The 20304-nt window shown below is 68.1% G+C and carries 18 protein-coding genes and 2 pseudogenes; 15 read left to right on the forward strand and 5 right to left on the reverse strand.

What is annotated here, in order from left to right; translation table 11 throughout:
• The first annotated feature begins 17 nt into the window (after positions 1 to 17).
• The 14 genes and pseudogenes from ABZ412_RS05120 (at position 18) to ABZ412_RS05185 (ending at position 16077) form a co-directional block, all read left to right on the forward strand.
• Positions 18 to 572, forward strand: a complete 555-nt coding sequence (locus ABZ412_RS05120) for an NADH-quinone oxidoreductase subunit B (RefSeq protein ID WP_040808330.1) — start codon at positions 18 to 20, stop codon at positions 570 to 572.
• On the forward strand, positions 569 to 1348 hold the full coding sequence (locus tag ABZ412_RS05125) for an NADH-quinone oxidoreductase subunit C (protein WP_357276525.1): 780 nt from the start codon (positions 569 to 571) through the stop codon (positions 1346 to 1348). The genes ABZ412_RS05120 and ABZ412_RS05125 overlap by 4 nt, the downstream gene beginning before the upstream one ends.
• A complete protein-coding gene (gene nuoD, locus ABZ412_RS05130; protein ID WP_357276528.1) occupies positions 1348 to 2679 on the forward strand; it encodes an NADH dehydrogenase (quinone) subunit D in 1332 nt (443 codons plus the stop codon). Before ABZ412_RS05125 ends, nuoD begins: the two co-directional genes overlap by 1 nt.
• Positions 2676 to 3371, forward strand: coding sequence for an NADH-quinone oxidoreductase subunit NuoE (gene nuoE, locus ABZ412_RS05135; protein WP_357276530.1), 696 nt, complete (start codon positions 2676 to 2678; stop codon positions 3369 to 3371). Before nuoD ends, nuoE begins: the two co-directional genes overlap by 4 nt.
• Positions 3368 to 4690 (forward strand): NADH-quinone oxidoreductase subunit NuoF, encoded by a 1323-nt coding sequence (gene nuoF / locus ABZ412_RS05140; RefSeq protein WP_357276533.1) that lies wholly within the window; start codon positions 3368 to 3370, stop codon positions 4688 to 4690. The genes nuoE and nuoF overlap by 4 nt, the downstream gene beginning before the upstream one ends.
• A complete protein-coding gene (locus ABZ412_RS05145) occupies positions 4687 to 7155 on the forward strand; it encodes an NADH-quinone oxidoreductase subunit G (protein WP_357276534.1) in 2469 nt (822 codons plus the stop codon). Before nuoF ends, ABZ412_RS05145 begins: the two co-directional genes overlap by 4 nt.
• A gap of 82 nt (positions 7156 to 7237) precedes the next feature.
• Positions 7238 to 8437, forward strand: a pseudogene (gene nuoH, locus ABZ412_RS05150) (NADH-quinone oxidoreductase subunit NuoH); the annotation flags it as partial.
• A complete protein-coding gene (gene nuoI, locus ABZ412_RS05155) occupies positions 8438 to 9001 on the forward strand; it encodes an NADH-quinone oxidoreductase subunit NuoI (RefSeq protein ID WP_357277133.1) in 564 nt (187 codons plus the stop codon).
• The gene (locus tag ABZ412_RS05160; RefSeq protein WP_357276537.1) at positions 8998 to 9828 is read left to right on the forward strand and encodes an NADH-quinone oxidoreductase subunit J; all 831 of its coding nucleotides are present in this window, start codon (positions 8998 to 9000) and stop codon (positions 9826 to 9828) included. Before nuoI ends, ABZ412_RS05160 begins: the two co-directional genes overlap by 4 nt.
• A complete protein-coding gene (gene nuoK / locus ABZ412_RS05165; RefSeq protein WP_357010729.1) occupies positions 9825 to 10124 on the forward strand; it encodes an NADH-quinone oxidoreductase subunit NuoK in 300 nt (99 codons plus the stop codon). The genes ABZ412_RS05160 and nuoK overlap by 4 nt, the downstream gene beginning before the upstream one ends.
• A 16-nt stretch (positions 10125 to 10140) precedes the next feature.
• Positions 10141 to 12012, forward strand: coding sequence for an NADH-quinone oxidoreductase subunit L (nuoL, locus tag ABZ412_RS05170; RefSeq protein ID WP_357277136.1), 1872 nt, complete (start codon positions 10141 to 10143; stop codon positions 12010 to 12012).
• 20 nt (positions 12013 to 12032) lie between these two features.
• Positions 12033 to 13658, forward strand: coding sequence for an NADH-quinone oxidoreductase subunit M (locus ABZ412_RS05175; protein ID WP_357276539.1), 1626 nt, complete (start codon positions 12033 to 12035; stop codon positions 13656 to 13658).
• Positions 13655 to 15271, forward strand: a complete 1617-nt coding sequence (gene nuoN / locus ABZ412_RS05180; RefSeq protein WP_357276541.1) for an NADH-quinone oxidoreductase subunit NuoN — start codon at positions 13655 to 13657, stop codon at positions 15269 to 15271. Before ABZ412_RS05175 ends, nuoN begins: the two co-directional genes overlap by 4 nt.
• Positions 15272 to 15366: 95 nt before the next feature.
• Entirely contained in the window at positions 15367 to 16077 is a 711-nt protein-coding gene (locus ABZ412_RS05185) for an SDR family NAD(P)-dependent oxidoreductase (RefSeq protein ID WP_357276544.1), read from the forward strand.
• A gap of 9 nt (positions 16078 to 16086) precedes the next feature.
• Here ABZ412_RS05185 and ABZ412_RS05190 read toward each other — a convergent pair.
• A pseudogene (locus ABZ412_RS05190) lies at positions 16087 to 16802 on the reverse strand (VIT family protein).
• Between the two features lie 249 nt (positions 16803 to 17051).
• Between ABZ412_RS05190 and ABZ412_RS05195 the strand changes: the two are divergent.
• Positions 17052 to 17375 carry a hypothetical protein gene (locus ABZ412_RS05195; RefSeq protein ID WP_357276546.1) on the forward strand — a complete coding sequence of 108 codons (324 nt, stop codon included), beginning with the start codon at positions 17052 to 17054 and terminating at the stop codon, positions 17373 to 17375.
• A gap of 35 nt (positions 17376 to 17410) precedes the next feature.
• On the opposite strand, the gene ABZ412_RS05200 is transcribed toward ABZ412_RS05195, so the two are convergent.
• The 4 genes from ABZ412_RS05200 to ABZ412_RS05215 all read right to left on the reverse strand — a co-directional run bounded on the left by ABZ412_RS05200 (position 17411) and on the right by ABZ412_RS05215 (position 20214).
• Positions 17411 to 18253 (reverse strand): SDR family NAD(P)-dependent oxidoreductase, encoded by an 843-nt coding sequence (locus ABZ412_RS05200; RefSeq protein WP_357276548.1) that lies wholly within the window; start codon positions 18251 to 18253, stop codon positions 17411 to 17413.
• Between the two features lie 162 nt (positions 18254 to 18415).
• The gene (locus ABZ412_RS05205; RefSeq protein WP_357276551.1) at positions 18416 to 19243 is read right to left on the reverse strand and encodes an alpha/beta hydrolase; all 828 of its coding nucleotides are present in this window, start codon (positions 19241 to 19243) and stop codon (positions 18416 to 18418) included.
• Between the two features lie 85 nt (positions 19244 to 19328).
• A complete protein-coding gene (locus ABZ412_RS05210) occupies positions 19329 to 19883 on the reverse strand; it encodes a carboxymuconolactone decarboxylase family protein (RefSeq protein WP_357276553.1) in 555 nt (184 codons plus the stop codon).
• A gap of 103 nt (positions 19884 to 19986) precedes the next feature.
• Entirely contained in the window at positions 19987 to 20214 is a 228-nt protein-coding gene (locus ABZ412_RS05215) for a hypothetical protein (RefSeq protein WP_357276556.1), read from the reverse strand.
• Positions 20215 to 20304 lie beyond the last annotated feature (90 nt).

Below are 20304 nucleotides of genomic sequence, written 5' to 3' on the forward strand. Positions count from 1 at the left end.
GGGAGAAGTAGTCCGACATGGGTCTCGAGGAGAAACTGCCCAGCGGGTTCCTGCTGAGCACGGTGGAAGATTTGGCCGGCTATCTGCGCAAGAGTTCGCTGTGGCCGGCGACGTTCGGCTTGGCGTGCTGCGCGATCGAGATGATGGCCACCGGCGGCGGGCGATTCGATATCGCCCGCTTCGGCATGGAGGCGTTCCGCGCCTCGCCGCGCCAGGCCGATCTGATGATCGTGGCGGGCCGGGTGAGCCAGAAGATGGCCCCGGTGCTGCGCCAGGTCTACGACCAGATGACCGAACCGAAATGGGTGCTGGCCATGGGTGTCTGCGCATCCTCGGGCGGCATGTTCAACAACTACGCCATCGTGCAGGGCGTCGACCACATCGTGCCGGTCGACATCTACCTGCCCGGCTGCCCGCCGCGGCCGGAGATGTTGTTGAACGCGATCCTGAAGCTGCACGAGAAGATTCAGGAGATGCCGCTCGGCGTCAATCGCGAAGAGGCCGTGCGCGCGGCCGAAGCCGCCGCGCTCGCCAGCACCCCGACCATTCAGCTGAAGGGGCTGCTGCGATGAGCTTCGATGCACCTGTCGGCACGGAGAGCCCCCCGGAGGCGGCCGTGGAACCCACTGAGAAGACCCCGGACACAACGGAATCCGCCGCCGCCGAGTCTCCGGCCGCCGAGCCCGCGCCGCCGGCCGACGATGTGATCGGCGTGCGCCAGGGCATGTTCGGCGTCTCCGGCACCGGCGACACCTCCGGCTACGGCCGCCTGGTCCAGACCGTCTCCATGCCCGGCGGTACCCCCGCCCCCTACGGCCCGGTCTTCGACGAGGTCATCGCGCATCTGCGCCTGGCGCTGGCCAAGACCTTCGACGAGGCGGTGGAGAAGATCGTCGTGTTCCGCGGCGAGCTCACCCTGCACATCCGCCGCGATCACCTGGTGCTGGTCGCGAAGACGTTGCGCGACAACGAAGCCCTGCGCTTCGAGTTGTGCCTGGGCGCCAGCGGCGCGCACTACCCGGAGGACACCGGGCGCGAGCTGCACGCGCTCTACCACCTGAACTCGATCACCCACAACCGCCGCCTGCGGCTGGAAGTCTCTGTGCCGGACAGTGATCCGCACCTGCCCTCCCTGTACTCGGTCTACCCGACGGTGGACTGGCACGAGCGGGAGACCTACGACTTCTTCGGGATCCTGTTCGACGGTCACCCGTCGCTGACCCGCATCGCCATGCCCGACGACTGGCGTGGCCACCCGCAGCGCAAGGACTATCCGCTCGGCGGAATCCCGGTCGAATACAAGGGCGCGCGCATCCCGCCGCCCGACGAGCGGAGGACGTACTCCTGATGAACAACACCGGCACCAAGTCCCGTCGTGACACCCAGGACCGGCCCGAACGCTCGGTCACCGTGGTGGGAAACGACTGGGACGAGATCTCCGCGAGTCTGGACGGCATCGCCGAGGAACGCATCGTCGTGAACATGGGCCCGCAGCACCCCTCCACGCACGGGGTGCTGCGGCTCATTCTCGAAATCGAGGGTGAGACCGTCACCGAGGCGCGCTGCGGCATCGGCTACCTGCACACCGGCATCGAGAAGAATCTCGAATACCGCAGCTGGGTGCAGGGCACCACCTTCGTCACCCGCATGGACTACCTGTCGCCGTTCTTCAACGAGACGGCGTACTGCCTGGCGGTGGAGAAGCTGCTCGACATCACCGATCAGATCCCCGAGCGCGTCAATGTCATCCGCGTGATGCTCATGGAGCTGAACCGCATCTCCTCGCACCTGGTGGCGCTGGCCACCGGCGGCATGGAACTGGGCGCGCTGACCCCGATGCTGTTCGGTTTCCGCGAACGCGAACTGATCCTCGACGTGTTCGAGACCATCACCGGTCTGCGCATGAACCACGCCTACATCCGCCCGGGCGGCCTGGCCCAGGACCTCCCGGACGACGGCGTGCAGAAGGTCCGCGAACTGCTGGACCTGCTGCCGACCCGCCTGCGGGACATGGAGATGCTGCTCAACGAGAACCCCATCTGGAAGGCCCGCACCCGCAATGTCGGCTACCTGGATCTGACGGGCTGCATGGCGCTCGGCATCACCGGACCGGTGCTGCGTTCCACAGGTTTGCCGCACGATCTGCGCAAGTCCCAGCCGTACTGCGGCTACGAGAACTACGAGTTCGAGGTGCAGACCGACACCGGCTGCGACTGCTACGGCCGCTACCTGATTCGCGTCAACGAGATGAAGGAATCGGTCAAGATCGTCGAGCAGTGCCTCGACAAGCTGCGGCCGGGCCCGGTCATGGTGGAGGACAAGAAGATCGCCTGGCCTGCCGACTTGCAGCTCGGGCCGGACGGCCTCGGCAACTCGCCGAAGTACATCGGCCAGATCATGGGCACCTCCATGGAATCGCTGATCCACCACTTCAAACTGGTGACCGAAGGTCTGCGGGTCCCGCCCGGCCAGGTGTACGTGGCGGTCGAGTCCCCGCGCGGCGAACTGGGCGTGCACATGGTGAGCGACGGCGGCACCCGCCCGTACCGGGTCCACTACCGCGACCCCTCGTTCACGAATCTGCAAGCGGTGGCGGCGATGTGCGAGGGCGGCCTGGTCGCCGACGTGATCGCCTCCGTCGCCTCCATCGACCCGGTAATGGGAGGCGTGGACCGATGACCGAGATCCTGCTGAACCTGACCACGCGGCCGATCCCGTTCCCGCCGGAGGCGCACGACCGGCTGCAGGTGGAGGCCCGGGAGATCATCGCCCGGTACCCGCATCCGCGTTCGGCACTGCTTCCCCTGTTGCACTTGATGCAATCGGTCGAGGGCTACGTGTCCGGTACCGGCATCGAATTCTGTGCCGAGCAGCTGGGATTGACCGATGCCGAGGTCACCGCGGTGGCCACCTTCTACTCCATGTACCGGCGCACCCCGACCGGCGACTACCACGTCGGCGTCTGCACGAACACGCTGTGCGCGGTCATGGGCGGCGACGAGATCCTCGCGGACCTGAAGCGGCACTTGGGACTCGGGAACGGCGAGACGACCCCGGACGGCATGGTCACCCTCGAGCACATCGAGTGCAATGCCGCCTGCGACTACGCGCCCGTCATCATGGTCAACTGGGAGTTCTTCGACAACCAGACCCCGGAATCGGCCAAGGAACTGGTCGATTCGCTGCGCCGCGACCAGCCGCCGACCGCCTCGCGCAGCGGCATCCCGCCCTGCACGTTCCGCGAGACCGCTCGTATCCTCGCGGGCTACCCGGACCAGCGACCCGGCGCCACCGACGGTGTGGCCGGGCCCGCGTCGCTGGCCGGTCTGCGTGCCGCGGAAGAGAACCCGACCGACGGAGGCGCTCGGTGACGACTGCTCTGACTCCCGTCTTCACCAAGCACTGGGCGGACCCGGACAGCTGGACCCTGGCGTCCTACCGCAGTCAGGGCGGCTATCGGGCGCTGCCCAAGGCGCTGCGGATGCAGCCGGACGAGGTTATCGCCACCATCAAGGATTCCGGTCTGCGCGGCCGCGGCGGCGCGGGCTTCCCGACCGGCATGAAGTGGGGCTTCATCCCGCAGGGTCCCGGCCCTGACGGCGTCACCAAGCCGCACTACCTGGTGGTCAACGCCGACGAGTCGGAACCTGGCACCTGCAAGGACATTCCGCTCATGCTGGCCACGCCGCACACCCTCATCGAGGGCGTGATCATCGCGGCGTACGCCATTCGCGCCTCGCACGCGTTCATCTACGTGCGCGGCGAGGTGGTATCGGTGCTGCGCCGATTGCAGGCCGCCGTGCAGCAGGCGTACGAGGCCGGCTATCTCGGCCGCAATATCCAGGGCTCGGGTTTCGACCTGGAGATCGTGGTGCACGCCGGGGCGGGCGCCTACATCTGCGGTGAGGAGACCGCGCTGCTGGATTCGCTCGAGGGCCGCCGCGGTCAGCCGCGCCTGCGTCCCCCGTTCCCGGCTGTCGCCGGCCTCTACGCCTGCCCGACCGTGGTCAACAACGTGGAATCCATTGCGTCCGTGCCACTCATCCTCGCGAATGGCGTGGAGTGGTTCCGGTCGTTCGGCACGGAGAAGTCGCCGGGGTTCACCCTCTACTCGCTCTCCGGTCACGTGACGCGACCGGGCCAGTACGAAGCGGCTCTCGGAATCACGTTGCGCGAGTTGCTGACCTACGCCGGAGGCATCCGCGAGGGGCACACCCTGAAGTTCTGGACTCCGGGCGGTTCGTCGACCCCGCTGTTCACCGCCGAGCACATCGACGTCCCCCTCGACTACGAGGGTGTTTCGGCCGCGGGCTCCATGCTCGGCACCAAGGCGCTGCAGATCTTCGACGACACCACTTGCGTAGTGCGGGCGGTGCTGCGCTGGACCGAGTTCTACGCCCACGAATCCTGCGGCAAGTGCACCCCCTGCCGCGAGGGCACCTACTGGCTGGTCCAGCTGCTGCAACGCTTGGAGAGCGGACGGGGCCACGAGACCGACCTGGACAAGCTGGCCGACATCGCCGACAACATCAACGGCAAATCCTTCTGCGCCCTCGGTGACGGCGCGGCCAGCCCGATCTTCTCCTCCCTGAAGTACTTCCGCGACGAGTACGCCGAGCACATCCGCCTCGGCGCCTGCCCGTTCGACCCGGCCCGCACCACGGCCTGGGCCACCCAAGGAGCACGATGACCTCGACAGTGAGCTCCACAACCGGTGGCGGGGTGACCCCCACCGACATGGTGACCGTGACCATCGACGGCACTCCGGTTTCGGTGCCCGCCGGAACCCTGGTGATCCGGGCCGCCGAACTCATCGGCGTCCAGATCCCACGCTTCTGCGACCATCCGCTGCTCGACCCGGTCGGCGCGTGCCGGCAGTGCCTGGTGGAGGTCGAGGGGCAGCGCAAGCCCGTCGCCTCCTGCACCCAGACCGTGGCCGAGGGGATGGTGATCAGCACCCAGGTCTCCTCGCCCGTGGCCGCCAAGGCGCAGGAGGGCGTGATGGAGCTGCTGCTCATCAATCACCCCCTCGACTGCCCGGTGTGCGACAAGGGCGGCGAATGCCCGCTGCAGAACCAGGCCATGTCGGCGGGGCGCGCCGAATCCCGTTTCGACGGTGAGAAGCGCACCTATCCCAAGCCGATTCCGCTGTCCTCGGCGATCCTGCTGGACCGGGAGCGCTGCGTGCTGTGCGCGCGCTGCACCCGGTTCTCGCAGCAGGTGGCCGGTGACCCGTTCATCGAACTGATGGAACGCGGTGCGCTGCAACAGGTCGGCACGGCCGCCGGGGAGCCGCTGGACTCCTATTTCTCCGGCAACACCGTGCAGATCTGCCCGGTCGGCGCGCTCACCGGCAGCACCTACCGGTTCCGCGCCCGGCCCTTCGACCTGGTGTCGAGCCCGGCGGTGTGCGAGCACTGCGCGAGCGGCTGCGCTCAGCGCACCGATCACCGGCGTGGCAAGGTGATGCGCCGCCTGGCCGGTGACGATCCGCAGGTCAACGAGGAATGGAACTGCGACAAAGGCCGATTCGCGTTCACTTATCTGACCGAGAAGGACCGGCTCACCACACCGCTGGTGCGCGGCTGGGATGGCAGCCTCCAACCCGCGTCGTGGTCGGAGGCCATCGGTGCGGCGGCGCGCGGACTGGCCGCGGCGCGCGGCAAGGCGGGCGTCCTGGTCGGCGGCCGGGTGACCCTGGAGGACGCCTACGCGTACTCCAAGTTCGCGCGAGTCGCGTTGAACACCAACGACATCGACTTCCGGGCCCGCGAGCACTCCGTCGAGGAGGCCGACTTCCTGGCCGCCCGGGTGGCCGGGCAGGGCATCACCGTCGACTACGCCGCCCTCGAACGCGCGCCGTTCGTGCTGCTGGTGGGGTTCGAGGCGGAAGAGGAATCGCCGATCGTCCACCTGCGGCTGCGCAAGGCCACACGCCGCAACGGCACACCGATCTACTCGCTCGCGCCGTATGCGACCCGCGGCCTGCAGAAGCTGTCCGGCACCCTGCTGCCGGCGGCGCCGGGTGCCGAACCGCATGTGCTGGAAGCGATTCGGACCGGTGAAACCGACGATCTGACCGCCGGATACAGCGGTCTGCGCGAGGTCGCGGACCTGCTGCGCGAGCCCGGCGCCCTCATCCTCGCCGGTGAACGCCTCGGAGGCATTCCCGGTGGCCTGTCCGCGGTGGCGCGGCTGGCCGACGACACCGGCGCGACGCTGGCCTGGATCCCCCGCCGCGCCGGTGAGCGCGGCGCGCTCGAAGCCGGGGCGCTGCCGGTGCTGCTGCCCGGCGGACGGCCGGTCGCCGATCCCGCCGCGCGCAAACAGGTTCGCGAAGCCTGGAACGTGAACGAACTGCCGGGCACTCCCGGCCGCGACACCGCCGCCATCCTGGCCGCCGCGCCCAGCTTGGGCGCGCTGCTCATCGGCGGCGTCGAGGTCGGCGACATGCCCAACTCGCATGCCGCCTTGCAGGCCATCGACGCGGCGGGCTTCGTGGTGTCGATGGAGTTGCGCCGCAGCGACATCAGCGCCCGCGCCGATGTCGTGTTCCCGGTCGCCTCCGCCATGGAGAAGGCGGGCACCTTCCTCACCTGGGAGGGCCGCCACCGCCAATTCGAAGCCGCCCTGCGTGATTCCGCCGTCCGCCGCGAGGCCGCGCCGCTGCCCGAATACCGGGTCCTCGACGCCATCGCCAATGAGATGGGGGTGCGGCTGGGCCTGCGCGACGCCGCCGGAGCCCGCGCGGAACTGGCCGACCTCGGAGTCTGGGACGGCGCGCCCGCCCCTACGCCGGTGCACCGCCCGCATCCGCCGGCCCAACCCCATTCGGGTACAGCGGTTCTCGCGTCCTGGCGGATGCTCATCGACCGCGGCCGGCTCCAGGACGGCGAACCCAACCTGGCGGGTACCGCCCGCACCCCCGTGGTGCGGCTGTCGGCCCGGACCGCCGCCGGGATCGGCGCCACCACCGGCGATCCGGTGACCGCCGCGACCGACCACGGCCACATCACCCTGCCCCTGGTCATTACCGAGATGCCCGACGGCGTGGTGTGGCTGCCCATGAATTCCCCCGGCTCCGACGTGCTGGTGCAGCTCGGCACCACACCCGGCCACCTCGTGCGTATCCGACGGGAGGACCACCGTGAGTGAGCTCGATCTGATCAGGGTGCTCGCGGGGCCCTCCGTGGTTACGCAGGCTTCCTCCTCCGGGCCTGACGCGAACACCCTCGGCATGTTCGGCCACGATCCGTGGTGGCTGGTGCTGGTGAAATCCATCGGGATCTTCGTGTTCCTGCTGCTCATCCCGATGCTGGCGGTGTACGCGGAACGAAAGATCGTGGCGTTCATGCAGATGCGCGTCGGACCCAACCGGGTCGGGCCGCGCGGCTCGCTGCAGTCCATCGCCGACGGCGTGAAGATGCTCCTCAAGGAGGACATCATCCCGGCCATCGTGGACAAGCCGATCTTCATTCTCGCGCCGGTGATCTCGCTGATCCCCGCCGTGATGGCGTTCGCGGTGATCCCGTTCGGGCCGCAGGTCAGCATGTTCGGGCACCAGACCATGCTGCAGCTGACCGATATGCCGGTGGGCGTGCTCTACATCCTGGCCATGGCCTCGGTCGGCGTGTACGGCATCGTGCTGGCGGGCTGGGCGTCCGGGTCCACCTATCCGCTGCTGGGCGGGCTGCGCTCCACCGCGCAGGTCATCTCCTACGAGATCGCCATGGCGCTGTGCTTCGCCGCGGTGTTCCTGCTCTCGGGCACCATGGCCACCTCGGGAATCGTCAAGGCGCAGGAGGGAACCTGGTACGTCTTCCTGCTGCTGCCGTCGTTCCTGATCTACGCGGTGTCCATGGTCGGCGAGACCAACCGCGCGCCCTTCGACCTCCCCGAGGCGGAGGGCGAGCTGGTCGGCGGCTTCCACACCGAGTACTCCTCGCTCAAGTTCGCCATGTTCATGATGGCCGAGTACATCAATATGGCGACCGTGTCCGCGCTGGCCACCACGCTGTTCTTCGGCGGCTGGCACGCGCCGTTCCCGATCAGTCTGTGGGCGGGCGCGAACAGCGGCTGGTGGCCCATGCTGTGGTTCACCGCCAAGGTGTGGACGTTCCTGTTCGTGTTCATCTGGCTGCGTGGCACGCTCCCCCGGCTGCGCTACGACCAGTTCATGAACCTGGGCTGGAAGCTCCTGATCCCGGTGTCGCTGGCCTGGGTCATGTTCGTCGCGACCCTGAAGGTGTTGCAGAACAACGGCACCCACATCCAGACCGCGGGCATGGTGATCGGCGGGCTGGTGGTCGCGGCCGTGCTGCTGGCGCTGGTGATCCGGGCCGGGCACGCGGGCTACGACCGCGCCAACGCCTCCCCGGACCCGGATTCGACGCGGGCGTACTCGGACTTCCCCGTGCCGCCGATGCCCGCGACACCGATGGCGTCCACGCCGAAGCCGGATCTGCTGGCCCCACTGGGCGGATTCGTGGTCACCGCATCCACGATGTTCAAGAAGCCCAACACCGAGCTCTACCCCGAGGTCAAGACCCCGACCGCGCCGCGCTATCACGGCCGGCACCAGCTCAACCGGCATCCGGACGGGTTGGAGAAGTGCATCGGCTGCGAGCTGTGCGCCTGGGCCTGTCCCGCCGACGCCATCTACGTGGAGGGCGCCGACAACACCGAGGACGAACGCTTCTCTCCCGGTGAGCGTTACGGCCGCGTCTACCAGATCAACTACCTGCGCTGCATCGGGTGCGGTCTGTGCATCGAGGCCTGCCCGACCCGGGCGCTCACCATGACCAACGAGTACGAGCTGGCCGACGACAACCGCGCCGGGCTGATCTACGAGAAGCAGGATCTGCTCGCCCCGATGCAGCCGGGCATGGTCGCCCCGCCGCACGCCATGTACCCCGGCGCGGACGAGGGCTCCTACTACCGCGGCGAAGTCCCCGGCGCGGCAGATGAACTCGCCGGAGCGGAAGGGACCAAGCAATCATGATCACCGACCGGATCGCCCAGCCCGCCCAGCAGATCGTCACGCACACCTCCACCGGCGAGGCCGTCCAGTTCTGGATCCTCGCCGTGGTGGCCGTGCTCGGCGCGCTCGGCATGGTCTGCGCGCGCAAGGCCGTGCACTCGGCACTGTGCCTGGCCGCCACCATGATCACGCTGTCGGCGTTCTACATCGCGCAGAGCGCGCTGTTCCTGGGCATCGTGCAGATCGTCGTCTACACCGGCGCGGTCATGATGCTGTTCCTGTTCGTGCTCATGCTCGTCGGCGTGGATTCCGCGGAGTCGCTGCGGGAGACGCTGCGCGGGCAGCGGCTCGCGGTCGTGGTGGTGGGCACCGGCTTCGGCATGCTGCTCATCAGCGGCATCGCCCGCGGCATGGCCGACCGGAGCGTCGCCGAGACCGGTCCCGGCCTGGGCGGCAACTACAGCGTCGGGGCGCTGGCCGAACTCATCTTCGTGCGCTACGTGTGGGCGTTCGAGCTCACCGGTGCCCTGCTCATCACCGCGACCATCGGCGCCATGGTGCTCGCGCACCGCGAACGGTTCGGGCCGCCTACCGATCAGCGCACCCTGTCCAAGGAACGCTTCCGCGCGGGGACCCGGGTGACGCCGCTGCCCACGCCCGGCGTGTACGCCCGCCACAATGCCGTCGACGCGCCCGCGCGGCTGCCGGACGGCTCCTTCGAGGAGCTGTCGGTCAGCACCATCCTGCGGCACCGCCGCAATCGCGCCCACACCGAAGCGGTCGTGCTGACCGTCGGCGACGGCAGCGACGTTCCCGGCGACGACACTCACGAGGAAGGCCAGCGGTGAATCCGGACAACTATCTGTACCTCTCGGCCCTGCTGTTCACCATCGGCGCCGCCGGAGTCCTGGTGCGGCGCAACGCCATCGTGGTGTTCATGTGCATCGAGCTCATGCTCAACGCCGTGAACCTGGCCTTCGTCACCTTCGCGCGCACACACGGCAATCTCGACGGTCAGGTCTTCGCCTTCTTCACCATGGTGGTGGCCGCCGCCGAGGTCGTGGTCGGCCTGGCCATCATCATGAGCATCTTCCGTGCCCGCCGCTCGACCTCGGTCGACGACGCGAACCTGCTGCGGTACTGACATGGATACCGCACAGATGCTGTGGCTGATGCCCGCGCTCCCGCTCGCGGGGGCCGTATTCCTGCTGCTGATCGGCCGGATCGGCGACACCTGGGGCCATATTCCGGGCACCGCGCTGGCGCTCGCCTCGTTCGGGGTCGCGGCGTGGGCGTTCTCCGACATGCTGGACCGGCCGAATTCCGAACGGGCCGTGCACTACACGCTGTTCGAGTGGGTGCCGGTCGCCGGGTTGAAGGTCGACTTCGCGCTGCAACTCGACCAGCTGTCGATGTGCTTCGCGCTGCTGATCACCGGCGTCGGATCGCTGATCCACATCTACTCGATCGGGTACATGAACGGCGACGAGGGACGGCGGCGATTCTTCGCCTACCTCAACCTGTTCCTGGCCGCCATGCTGGTGCTGGTCCTCGCGGGCAACTACCTGGTGCTGTACCTCGGCTGGGAAGGCGTCGGCCTGGCGTCCTACCTGCTGATCGGATTCTGGTATCACAAGCCCTCCGCCGCGACGGCGGCGAAAAAGGCGTTCGTGGTCAACCGGGTCGGCGACATGGGGCTGGCCATCGCGCTCATGGTCATGTTCGCGACCTTCGGGAGCATCGACTTCCAGACCGTGTTCGGGTCGGCGAGCCACGCGGGCACCGGAACCCTCACCGCCATCGGGCTTCTGCTGCTGCTCGGGGCCTGCGGCAAGTCCGCGCAGGTGCCGCTGCAGTCCTGGCTCGGGGACGCCATGGAGGGTCCGACACCGGTGTCGGCGCTGATCCACGCCGCCACCATGGTCACCGCGGGTGTCTATCTGATCGCCCGCTCGAACCCGATCTTCGATCTCGCGCCGGGCGCGCAGGCGGCCGTCATGGCCGTCGGCGCGGTCACTCTGGTGTTCGGCGCGATCATCGGTTGCGCCAAGGACGACATCAAGAAGGCGCTCGCCGCCTCGACCATGAGCCAGATCGGCTACATGGTGCTGGCTGCCGGGCTCGGCCCGGTCGGGTACGCGGCCGCGATCATGCACCTGCTGACCCACGGCTTCTTCAAGGCCGGACTGTTCCTCGGCGCGGGCTCGGTCATGCACGCCATGAACGACGAGACCGATATGCGGCGCTACGGCGGACTGCGCAAGCTGCTGCCGGTCACCTACGTCACCTTCGGGCTCGGATACCTTGCGATCCTGGGTGTTCCGCCGTTCGCGGGATTCTGGTCCAAGGACCGGATCATCGAGGCGGCCTTCGCGTACGGCGGGGTCGGCGGCGTCGTCACCGGTCTGGCCGCGCTGTGCGGCGCGGGCATCACGGCGTTCTACATGACCCGCGTCATGATCTTCACCTTCTTCGGTGAGCGCCGCTGGAAGGAAGGCACGCATCCGCACGAGGCGCCCGCCTCGATGACCGGGCCGATGATCCTGCTGGCCTTCGGATCCGTCTTCTCCGGCATGCTGTTCGCCTACGGGTCCTCGCTCACCAACTGGCTGGCCCCGGTGGTCGGCGAACATCACGGCGAACCGGTGATTCCCGCCTGGGCCATCACCTTCTTCGCGCTCGCGGTGGTCGCGGCCGGCGTCTGGGTGGCCTACGACCAGTACGCGAAGTCCCCGATCGCCGAGACCGCGCCCGCCGGCAACCCGCTCGTCGAGGCCGCGCGCCGCGACCTGTACGGCGACGCCGCCAACGAGGCCGCGTTCATGCGTCCCGGCCGGCACCTGACCCGGTCGCTGGTGTTCGTCGACAACCGCGGCATCGACGGTCTGGTCAACTCCACCGCCGCGGTGATCGGCGGACTGTCGGCCCGGATCCGGCGCGTGCAAACCGGTTTCGTGCGCTCCTACGCCCTGTCCATGTTCACCGGCGCGGCCCTCGTGGTCGCCGCCCTGCTGGCGGTGAGGTTCCTGTGAATGAGCTTGCGAACGCACCGATGAACTCCGTGAGCGACTTTCCCTGGCTCACCCTGCTGTGGGCGGTGCCGCTCGGCGGGGCGGCGCTCGCGCTGCTGTTCCCGGCGGGACAGCGGACCGCGGTGCGGGCCTTCGCGCTGATCGTCTCGCTGGGCACGCTCGGGATCGGAATCTGGCTGGCCACCCGGTTCGAAACCGGTGGGGCGCAATACCAGTTCGTGGAGGACCGGCAGTGGATCCCGGCCTTCGGGGCGGGCTACACGGTCGGCCTCGACGGGATCGCTCTGGTTCTGGTCCTGCTCACCGCCGGACTGGTGCCGCTGCTGCTGATCGCGGGCTGGCAGGACGAGCGGGAGGTCGGCACCGGGCCGCGGGTCGCGCACTACTACGTGGCGCTCACCCTGGTCGTGGAATCCATGGTGCTGGTCTCGTTCACCGCCTTGGACATTCTGCTGTTCTACGTGTTCTTCGAGGTCATGCTGATCCCGATGTACTTCCTCATCGGCGGCTTCGGCCCCCGCGCCGGAGATATGGCGCTGCGTCAGCAGCGGGCGCGGGCCGCGGTGAAGTTCCTGCTGTACAACCTGTTCGGCGGACTCATCATGCTGGCCGCGGTGATCGGGCTCTATGTGATCACCGCGCGCGAGAAGCTGGGCAGCCACGGTGGCGGCACCTTCGACTTCCGGACCGTCATGGAGGCCGCCAACTCCGGGCAGCTCGGGTCGACGCCCGCGGTGCTCAACGCGCTGTTCCTCGGATTCATGTTCGCGTTCGCGGTGAAAGCGCCGCTATGGCCGCTGCACACCTGGCTGCCGGACGCCGCGGCGGCGGCCACCCCGGCCAGCGCGGTGCTCATGATGGCGGTGGTCGACAAGGTCGGGACCTTCGGCATGCTGCGCTACTGCCTGCTGCTGTTCCCCTCGGCCACATCGACATACGCGCCGCTGATCAGCGTGCTCGCGGTGATCGGAATCCTGTACGGGGCGCTGCTGGCCATCGGGCAGACCGATGTGATGCGGCTGATCGCCTACACCTCGATCTCGCACTTCGGGTTCATCATCCTGGGCATCTTCGCGCTCACCACCCAGGGCGGCACCGGGGCGACGCTGTACATGATCAACCACGGCATCTCCACCGCCGCGCTGTTCCTCATCGCCGGATTCCTGGTGTCGCGGCGCGGATCTCGGTTCATCGCCGACTTCGGCGGCGTCCAGAAGGTCGCGCCGATCCTGGCGGGCACCTTCTTGATCTCCGGCCTGGCCACGCTGTCGCTGCCCGGGCTCGCCCCGTTCATCAGCGAATTCCTGGTGCTGATCGGCACATTCACGCGCTACCCGGTGGCGGCCGTGATCGCGGCCTCCGCGCTGGTGCTGGCCGCGGTGTACGTGCTGTGGATGTACCAGCGGATGATGACCGGCCCGGTGAAGGAGGGCAATGAGCGGCTCTACGACCTGCTGCCCCGCGAAATGGTGGTCGTGGTCCCGCTGATCATCGCCCTGCTGTTCCTGGGCGCGTACCCCAAGCCGGTGCTCGACCGGATCGATCCGGCCGTCGCCCGCACCCTCACCACCATCGGACAGCACAATCCGGCCCCGGCGGTGCAGCCGGAAGCCGCCCAGACGAACACCGGAGGTGCCCACAAATGAGTGGAGGTCTGCTGCTCGCCGCCGCGACGGTCCCGGCACCGAGCATCGAATACCGGTACCTGTCACCGATGCTGATCGTGTTCGGTGTCGCGGTCGCCGGGGTGCTGGTGGAGGCGTTCGCGCCGCGCGCGTCGCGCTATGTGATCCACCTGGTGCTCGGGCTCGGCGGTATGGCGGTCGCGCTGGGCGCGGTCATCGGACTGCGCGATGTCCGGGCGACCGCCGTGGTGGGAGCCGTTGCCATCGACGGGGTTTCCCTGTTCCTGCAGGGCACCATCCTGGTGGTCGGCATTCTCGGACTGCTCTTCATCGCCGAGCGGCGGGCCGACCGGATGCCGGTGCGCCGCGAAGGACCCGGCACCTGGAGTCTCACGGCTTCCCGCGGCGGGGTCGACGCCTTCACCCCGCAGGCCGCCTCCACGCCCGGCAGCCTCGACGAGATCGCCGCCACCAAAGCGGGAATCGCGACCACCGAGGTCTTCCCGCTCACGATGTTCGCGCTCGGCGGGCTGATGCTCTTCCCCGCCTCGAACGATCTGCTCACCATGTTCGTGGCATTGGAAGTGCTGTCGCTGCCGCTGTACCTGCTGTGCGGCCTGGCCCGCCGTCGCCGTCTCCTCTCCCAGGAGGCCGCGTTGAAATACTTCCTGCTGGGCGCGTTCTCGTCGGCCTTCTTCCTCTACGGAATGGCACTGCTCTACGGCTACGCGGGAACGATCCGGCTGGCGGGCATCGCCGAGGCGGTGGCCCGCGACGACAGCAAGTCGCACACCCTGGCCGTCATCGGCGTCGCCATGCTGGCCGTCGGCCTGCTCTTCAAGATCGGCGCGGTGCCGTTCCAGTCCTGGGTCCCCGACGTCTACCAGGGCGCGCCGACCCCGGTCACCGCGTTCATGGCCGCCGCCACCAAGATCGCCGCGGTCGGTGCACTGCTGCGGGTGCTGTACGTCGCGGTCCCCAACCTGCGCAACGACTGGCGTCCGGTCTTCGCCGCGGTCGCCATCGCCACCATGGTCGTCGGCGCGATCCTCGCCGTCACCCAAACCGACATGAAGCGCATGCTCGCGTATTCCTCTGTCGCCCACGCCGGTTTCATCCTGACGGCCCTGGTCTCCGCCACCACCGCCGGCGTCTCCTCCATCCTCTTCTACCTCGCCGTCTACGGCCTCGGCACCGTCGGCGCCTTCGCCGTGGTCAGCCTGGTCCGCGACGAGAACGGCGACGAGGCAACCGCACTCCCCGCCTGGGCAGGCATGGGCCGCCGCTCCCCCTGGCTCGCCACCACCTACTCCCTGTTCCTCCTCTCCTTCGCCGGCATTCCCCTGACCTCCGGATTCATCGCCAAGTTCGGCGTCTTCGCCGCCGCCACCGGCGGCGAGGCCGCGACCCTCGTCATCGTCGGTGTCATCTCCAGCGCCATCGCCGCCTTCTTCTACATCCGAGTCATCGTCCTCATGTTCTTCACCGACGCCCCGGCAACCCCGCCCACCGTCGTCCACCCCACCCTCACCAGCACCATCATCGCCCTCACCGCCGCAGCCACCCTGGTCCTCGGCATCTTCCCCCAACCCCTCCTCGACCTCGCCAAGAACGCCGCCACCCTCACCCACTGAACCCACCGGATCGAATGAATCGGGCTCGCCGCGAATTTCGCGGCGAGCCCGATTGGTATTGACTTGGAGTGTGCTCCAGATTCTAGGTTCGGGGCATGAGCAGAATTCTGATTACGGGTGCCAATAAGGGAATCGGGTTCGAGGCTGCGCGGCGGCTCGTGGCGGAGGGGCACACGGTGTATCTCGGGAGTCGGGATGCCGGGCGGGGGCTGGCGGCCGCGGAAGCGGTGGGGGCGAGGGCTGTTCGGATCGATATCACCGATGACGAGTCCGTGCGCGCGGCGGTCGCGGCGATCGAGGCCGAGGGTGGGCTGGACGTGTTGATCAACAATGCGGGGATTCAGGCGGAGATGAGTGCGGACGGGAGCGTGTTGGGGGCCGGGGAGATGACTGCCGAGATCATGCGGGAGACGTTCGAGACCAACGTTTTCGGGACTGTGCGGGTGCTGGAGGCCTTTCTGCCGTTGCTGCGGAAGGCGGACGCACCGGTTGTGGTGAACGTGAGTAGTGGGCTGGCGTCGTTGAACAGGCTCGCAACGGATGGGGACACCGCCGGTCGGTATCCGGGGGTGGCGTATCCGGCGTCGAAGACCGCGGTGAATGTGCTGACGATTCAGTACGCCAAGGCTTTTCCGGGTATTCGGATCAATTCGGTGGAACCGGGTTACACCGGTACCGATCTCAACCACAACCTCGGGCATCAGACGGTGCGGGAGGCGGCGGAGATCATCGTGCGGATGGCGCAGATCGGGGCGGACGGGCCGACGGGTGGGTTCTTCGACGCGAAGGGACCGCTGGCCTGGTGATCGGGTGGGTCAGATGGTGATTCCGACGAGGTGGCCGATGGCGTAGGTGGTGATCATCGCCAACGCGCCGCCGGCGAGGACGCGGATGGTCGCGCGGGCGACGGGAGCTTGCCCGAGGCGCGCGCCGACCGCGCCGGTCAGGGCCAAGGCGGCCAGCACCGCGCCCATGGTGAGGGGAACCCGGATCGCCTGGGGCGTCAGGATTGCCAGGAGCGGGAGCAGTGCGCCGAGGGTGAAGGACAGGGCCGAGGAGAGGGCCGCGTGGAGGGGGTTGGTGAGGTCGTCTGGGTCGATACCGAGTTCGGCCTCGGCATGGGCGGCGAATGCGTCCGCGGCGGTGAGTTCTTCGGCCACAGCCTGAGCGGTGGCCGCGGACAGGCCCTTGGCGCGGTAGATGGCGGCCAGTTCGGCGAGCTCGGCTTCGGGTGTTCTGCCAATTCACGGCGTTCGGTTTCCAGCAGGGCGCGTTCGCTGTCGCGTTGAGTGCTGACGGAGACGTACTCGCCGAGGGCCATCGACACCGCGCCCGCGGCGAGTCCGGCCACGCCCGCGGTCAGGATCGCGGTGCTGTTGCTCGTCGCGGCCGCGACACCGACGACAATCCCCGCGACGGAGACGATCCCGTCGTTCGCGCCCAGAACGCCCGCACGCAGCCAATTCAGGCGAGTCGCCATTCCTGTCGCATGGGGTTCGGCGGGATGCGCGAGCGCCACCGAACCGGTCATTTCGTCCCTCACCGGGGGAACGGTAGTAGTTCACAACATTTGCCGCCAGCAAAGAAAGGCTCACCGAAATTAGGTAATGCATTGCATATCAAGGGGTTTCGGCGCGGTACACACCCCGGGTGATCCGCGACACGGCGATCGCGACACGTTTGCGACAAGCAGATTCTCGGTGGATTCGGGCCCTGCGCGGCACGGGTTGGCCGTAGCGTTGTCTTCGGCGCCAAGCGGATCGGGTAAGAGAGCGGCAGGATGCGGCCACAACCGTCAGCGATCGGATACCTCCGGCACGATGTGTCGGGGGCACAGCAGCAGTGGGACGAGGCTCAGATCCAGCATCTGGCTCGCCGGCTCGGCTATGACCTGTGCAAGACGGTGGTCTTCGGTCCCGAGACCGATCGGCCGTTGGTCCGGGTCCGCACCCTGGTCTCCCGTATGGAGGCCGACGCGGTGATCATCCCCAGCCTCGCGCACTTCGGCGGGCACATCCCCGATGACATCGTGCAGGTCGCCGACATCATCACGGTGAGCCCCGAAAACACCTACGCGCGCTGGGCGATTCCGCCGCTGGAATGACCCCGGCCACGCCGGACATCGCGTGACCGCACCGGTCAGATGCCCGCCGCACGCACCAGGCTGTCCGCCAGCCGCGGCGACACCGTCGACAGCAACCGCAAGGCCGCCGCATACGTGGGATACAGCTCGACCGGACGGTCGCGCACCGCGGTGAGCACCCAGCCCGCGGCCTGCTCCGGCGTCAGCGCGGCCTGGGTGTCGTAGTCACTGGTCGGGCTGATCATCGGCGTACGCACGAGCGGGAATCCGATTGTGGTGACCGCGATTCCGGTGTCATGGCACTCCGCGCCGAGACTGCGCCCGAATGCGGCCAGCGCGGCCTTCGAGGCGTGATACGCGCTGAACTTGGGCATGACACCGGCGGTGGTGCCCCAGGTGCCGATATTGATGATGTGGCCGCTGTTGGCCGCCCGCAGCGCGGGCAGCAGGGCCAGGGTCAGGCGGACAGGCCCGAAGTAGTTCACGGCCATGGTGCGCTCGTAGTCGTGGGCCCGGTCGGTGGCGTCGAAGGCGTTGCGGCGGATGGACCGCCCCGCATTGTTGACCACGATGTCGGGAGTGCCGAAATGTTCGAGCACGGTGGCCGCCAGCTCGCCGACCTGTTCGGGATCGGTGAGATCGCAGGGCATCGGGTGGGCGACGCCGCTGTCGGCGGTGATGGCCCCGCAGGTCTGCTCGAGCCGTTCCCGGTCCCGGGCCACCGCGAGGATCCGCGCTCCGCGGTCGGCGAGCAGATGCGCGGTCGCTTCGCCGATGCCCGAGGACGCGCCGGTCAGAATCACGGTGCGGCCGTGCAGATCGGGTGTGCTGGTCGCGCCGACGATCGATCGGATCGAGGGCGTCGGCTGCAGCAGCGCGGTGGCCAGATAGTTCTTCATATCGGTACCCGTCGTCGGTGGCGAGGTCGGCGGATGCGGGTAGCTGGATCTTGACCCACACGAATTGACTAATCGGTAAATTACGACGGGGGCAGTTCGCTGTCAATCGTCGACGGCCATGCGCCGGCGCTCCGGCTCGACACATGGCCGTCGACGAACCGGCTAGTCGGCCTCGATGACTTCGCGGACCCGCTCGGCGAACGCGTCGGGCTGTTCCATGAACCCGGCGTGGCCACCCGGGAAGAGGGTCGGTTCGATGTCCAGCTCACCGCCCAAGGCACGCGAGGTGCGGTCGCAGAACAGCCCCGCGGACTCGTCGCCGATGCCGATGACAATCGTCGTCGGGGTGGCGCGCAGCGCGTCCAGGGAGGGCTGCCAGCCGGAAGTGGTGTGCAGTTCGTGGCGGTAGAAGAAGTCGTCGGAGGCGATCGCCCGGGGGTCCCGCTCGTCGCCGAACATCTGCTGCAGCATCTCTTCCGGCATGTACAGACCGGACATCTCACCGAATTTGCGCATCGCGCCGATGACGTCACCGGTGTTGTACACGTCCACGATCTCGTCGGTCCGAGCCCGCAGTTCTTCGCGGTTGTCGAGCAGTTCGCGCAGCGGCGGCTCGTGCGCGATGAGCGTGGACACCAGCTCGGGCCGATCGATGGCGAGCGCCAGGCCGGTGATCGCGCCGCCGCTGGAGCCGAGCACCACGGCCGGACCCTGACCGATGTGGGTGATCACGCGGGCCAGGTCGTCGGCGCGCAGTTCCGGCGTCGAGTCCTTGTCGGCGTCGGTCACGGTGCTGCGCCCGTGGCCGCGCGGGTCGGGGCACAGGACGGTGTGGTCGGAGGCGAGCAGTTCGGCCAGCGCGCCGAAGGGGCCGGAATCCATCGGGGCGCCGACCAGTGCGATCAGCGGGCCGCTGCCGCGGACTTCGTAGTAGATGGTGCCGTCGGGCACCGCGACGGTTCCGGACGTGACGGGTGCGGTCGAGGTCATGGGTGGCTCCAAGTGGCTCGGAAGAGGGACACCTGGATTGACGGTCCGACCGCGCCGAATTCATCGCCGCGGGAACGGAACAGCCTCAGCCGACCTGACGGCGGGATTCGGGCAGCGCGCAGGCGACTCCCTCGGCCGAGCCGAGCGGACGCACGCCGAGCGCTTGGTTCAGCCGCGCCCGCTGGTTCTCCCACGCGATGGCGGCGGTCAGTTCGGTCAACTGGGACTTGTTCATCCGGTTCAGCAGCTGGGTGCGCAAGTCATCGAGGTCCAGTGCGGTCGGCGTGACCGTCATGGCCTCGGCGAAGGCGATCACCAGCTTCTCGGTGTCGCTGTAGGCATCGCTGTCCTGATACGTCGGCAGGTCGGTGACCTGCGCTGCCGTGACCCCGCCGAAGTGGGCCAGCGTGGAGCCGATGTCGAGACAGAACTGGCAGTTGACCAGGGCCGCGGTCTTGAGCTCGGCCAGTTCCTTGAGGGTCGGGTCGAGTTTGTTGGAGAACAGCAGCATCGTCTCGTGGAGCAGGGTGCCGATCAGCAGCTGCGGCCGCCGGATGAGCCAGCCGAACAGATCGGTCTGATTCTTACGAGCCCGACCGAAGGCCTTGACGTAATGAATGATTCGGGCAATTGCGCGCATGATGCCTCCCCATGGCGTTTCACGGGATCTTCCCTGCGTATCAGCCTAGGCCGAACCTGCGACGGCTTAGTAGCAATGCGTGTCCGATTTCAGTGATCTGCGTCTACCGCCCGCAACACCGGACCCGAGGCATTCCACGACCCCAGAATCCGCAACTTCTCATAGCTGTCCGACCCTCCGGCGCGGTATAGGTGACCAGCGCCTGATCCTTGGCCGTGAGCACCTGCAGCACGTGCCAATCCAGTTCCACGTCCCCCACCGCGGGCAACCCCACCTGGTCCGGAGATACCGCCGCCCGCTTGGCCTTCAGAAATTCCCCGTGCTCGCTCACGCACCCCAGTCTGGCACCGGCACCCGCCCGGTTCCTGGGGGTGACGCCCCCGGGAACGGTGGATTGCCGTTCCCGGCAGGCAATTTCGTC

The organism is Nocardia sp. NPDC005746, assembly GCF_040630785.1.
In the GTDB taxonomy this organism is placed as follows: domain Bacteria; phylum Actinomycetota; class Actinomycetes; order Mycobacteriales; family Mycobacteriaceae; genus Nocardia.

What these genes read in the sequence shown, in the direction of transcription:
- ABZ412_RS05120 (WP_040808330.1), top strand. Translation starts at nt 18, where the DNA reads ATGGGTCTCGAGGAGAAACTGCCCAGCGGGTTCCTGCTGAGCACGGTG.
- ABZ412_RS05185 (WP_357276544.1), top strand. Translation starts at nt 15,367, where the DNA reads ATGAGCAGAATTCTGATTACGGGTGCCAATAAGGGAATCGGGTTCGAG.
- nuoN (WP_357276541.1), top strand. Translation starts at nt 13,655, where the DNA reads ATGAGTGGAGGTCTGCTGCTCGCCGCCGCGACGGTCCCGGCACCGAGC.
- ABZ412_RS05195 (WP_357276546.1), top strand. Translation starts at nt 17,052, where the DNA reads ATGCGGCCACAACCGTCAGCGATCGGATACCTCCGGCACGATGTGTCG.
- ABZ412_RS05125 (WP_357276525.1), top strand. Translation starts at nt 569, where the DNA reads ATGAGCTTCGATGCACCTGTCGGCACGGAGAGCCCCCCGGAGGCGGCC.
- ABZ412_RS05160 (WP_357276537.1), top strand. Translation starts at nt 8,998, where the DNA reads ATGATCACCGACCGGATCGCCCAGCCCGCCCAGCAGATCGTCACGCAC.
- nuoE (WP_357276530.1), top strand. Translation starts at nt 2,676, where the DNA reads ATGACCGAGATCCTGCTGAACCTGACCACGCGGCCGATCCCGTTCCCG.
- nuoL (WP_357277136.1), top strand. Translation starts at nt 10,141, where the DNA reads ATGCTGTGGCTGATGCCCGCGCTCCCGCTCGCGGGGGCCGTATTCCTG.
- ABZ412_RS05205 (WP_357276551.1), bottom strand. Translation starts at nt 19,243, where the DNA reads ATGACCTCGACCGCACCCGTCACGTCCGGAACCGTCGCGGTGCCCGAC.
- ABZ412_RS05210 (WP_357276553.1), bottom strand. Translation starts at nt 19,883, where the DNA reads ATGCGCGCAATTGCCCGAATCATTCATTACGTCAAGGCCTTCGGTCGG.
- nuoD (WP_357276528.1), top strand. Translation starts at nt 1,348, where the DNA reads ATGAACAACACCGGCACCAAGTCCCGTCGTGACACCCAGGACCGGCCC.
- nuoI (WP_357277133.1), top strand. Translation starts at nt 8,438, where the DNA reads ATGGCGTCCACGCCGAAGCCGGATCTGCTGGCCCCACTGGGCGGATTC.
- ABZ412_RS05175 (WP_357276539.1), top strand. Translation starts at nt 12,033, where the DNA reads ATGAACTCCGTGAGCGACTTTCCCTGGCTCACCCTGCTGTGGGCGGTG.
- ABZ412_RS05200 (WP_357276548.1), bottom strand. Translation starts at nt 18,253, where the DNA reads ATGAAGAACTATCTGGCCACCGCGCTGCTGCAGCCGACGCCCTCGATC.
- ABZ412_RS05145 (WP_357276534.1), top strand. Translation starts at nt 4,687, where the DNA reads ATGACCTCGACAGTGAGCTCCACAACCGGTGGCGGGGTGACCCCCACC.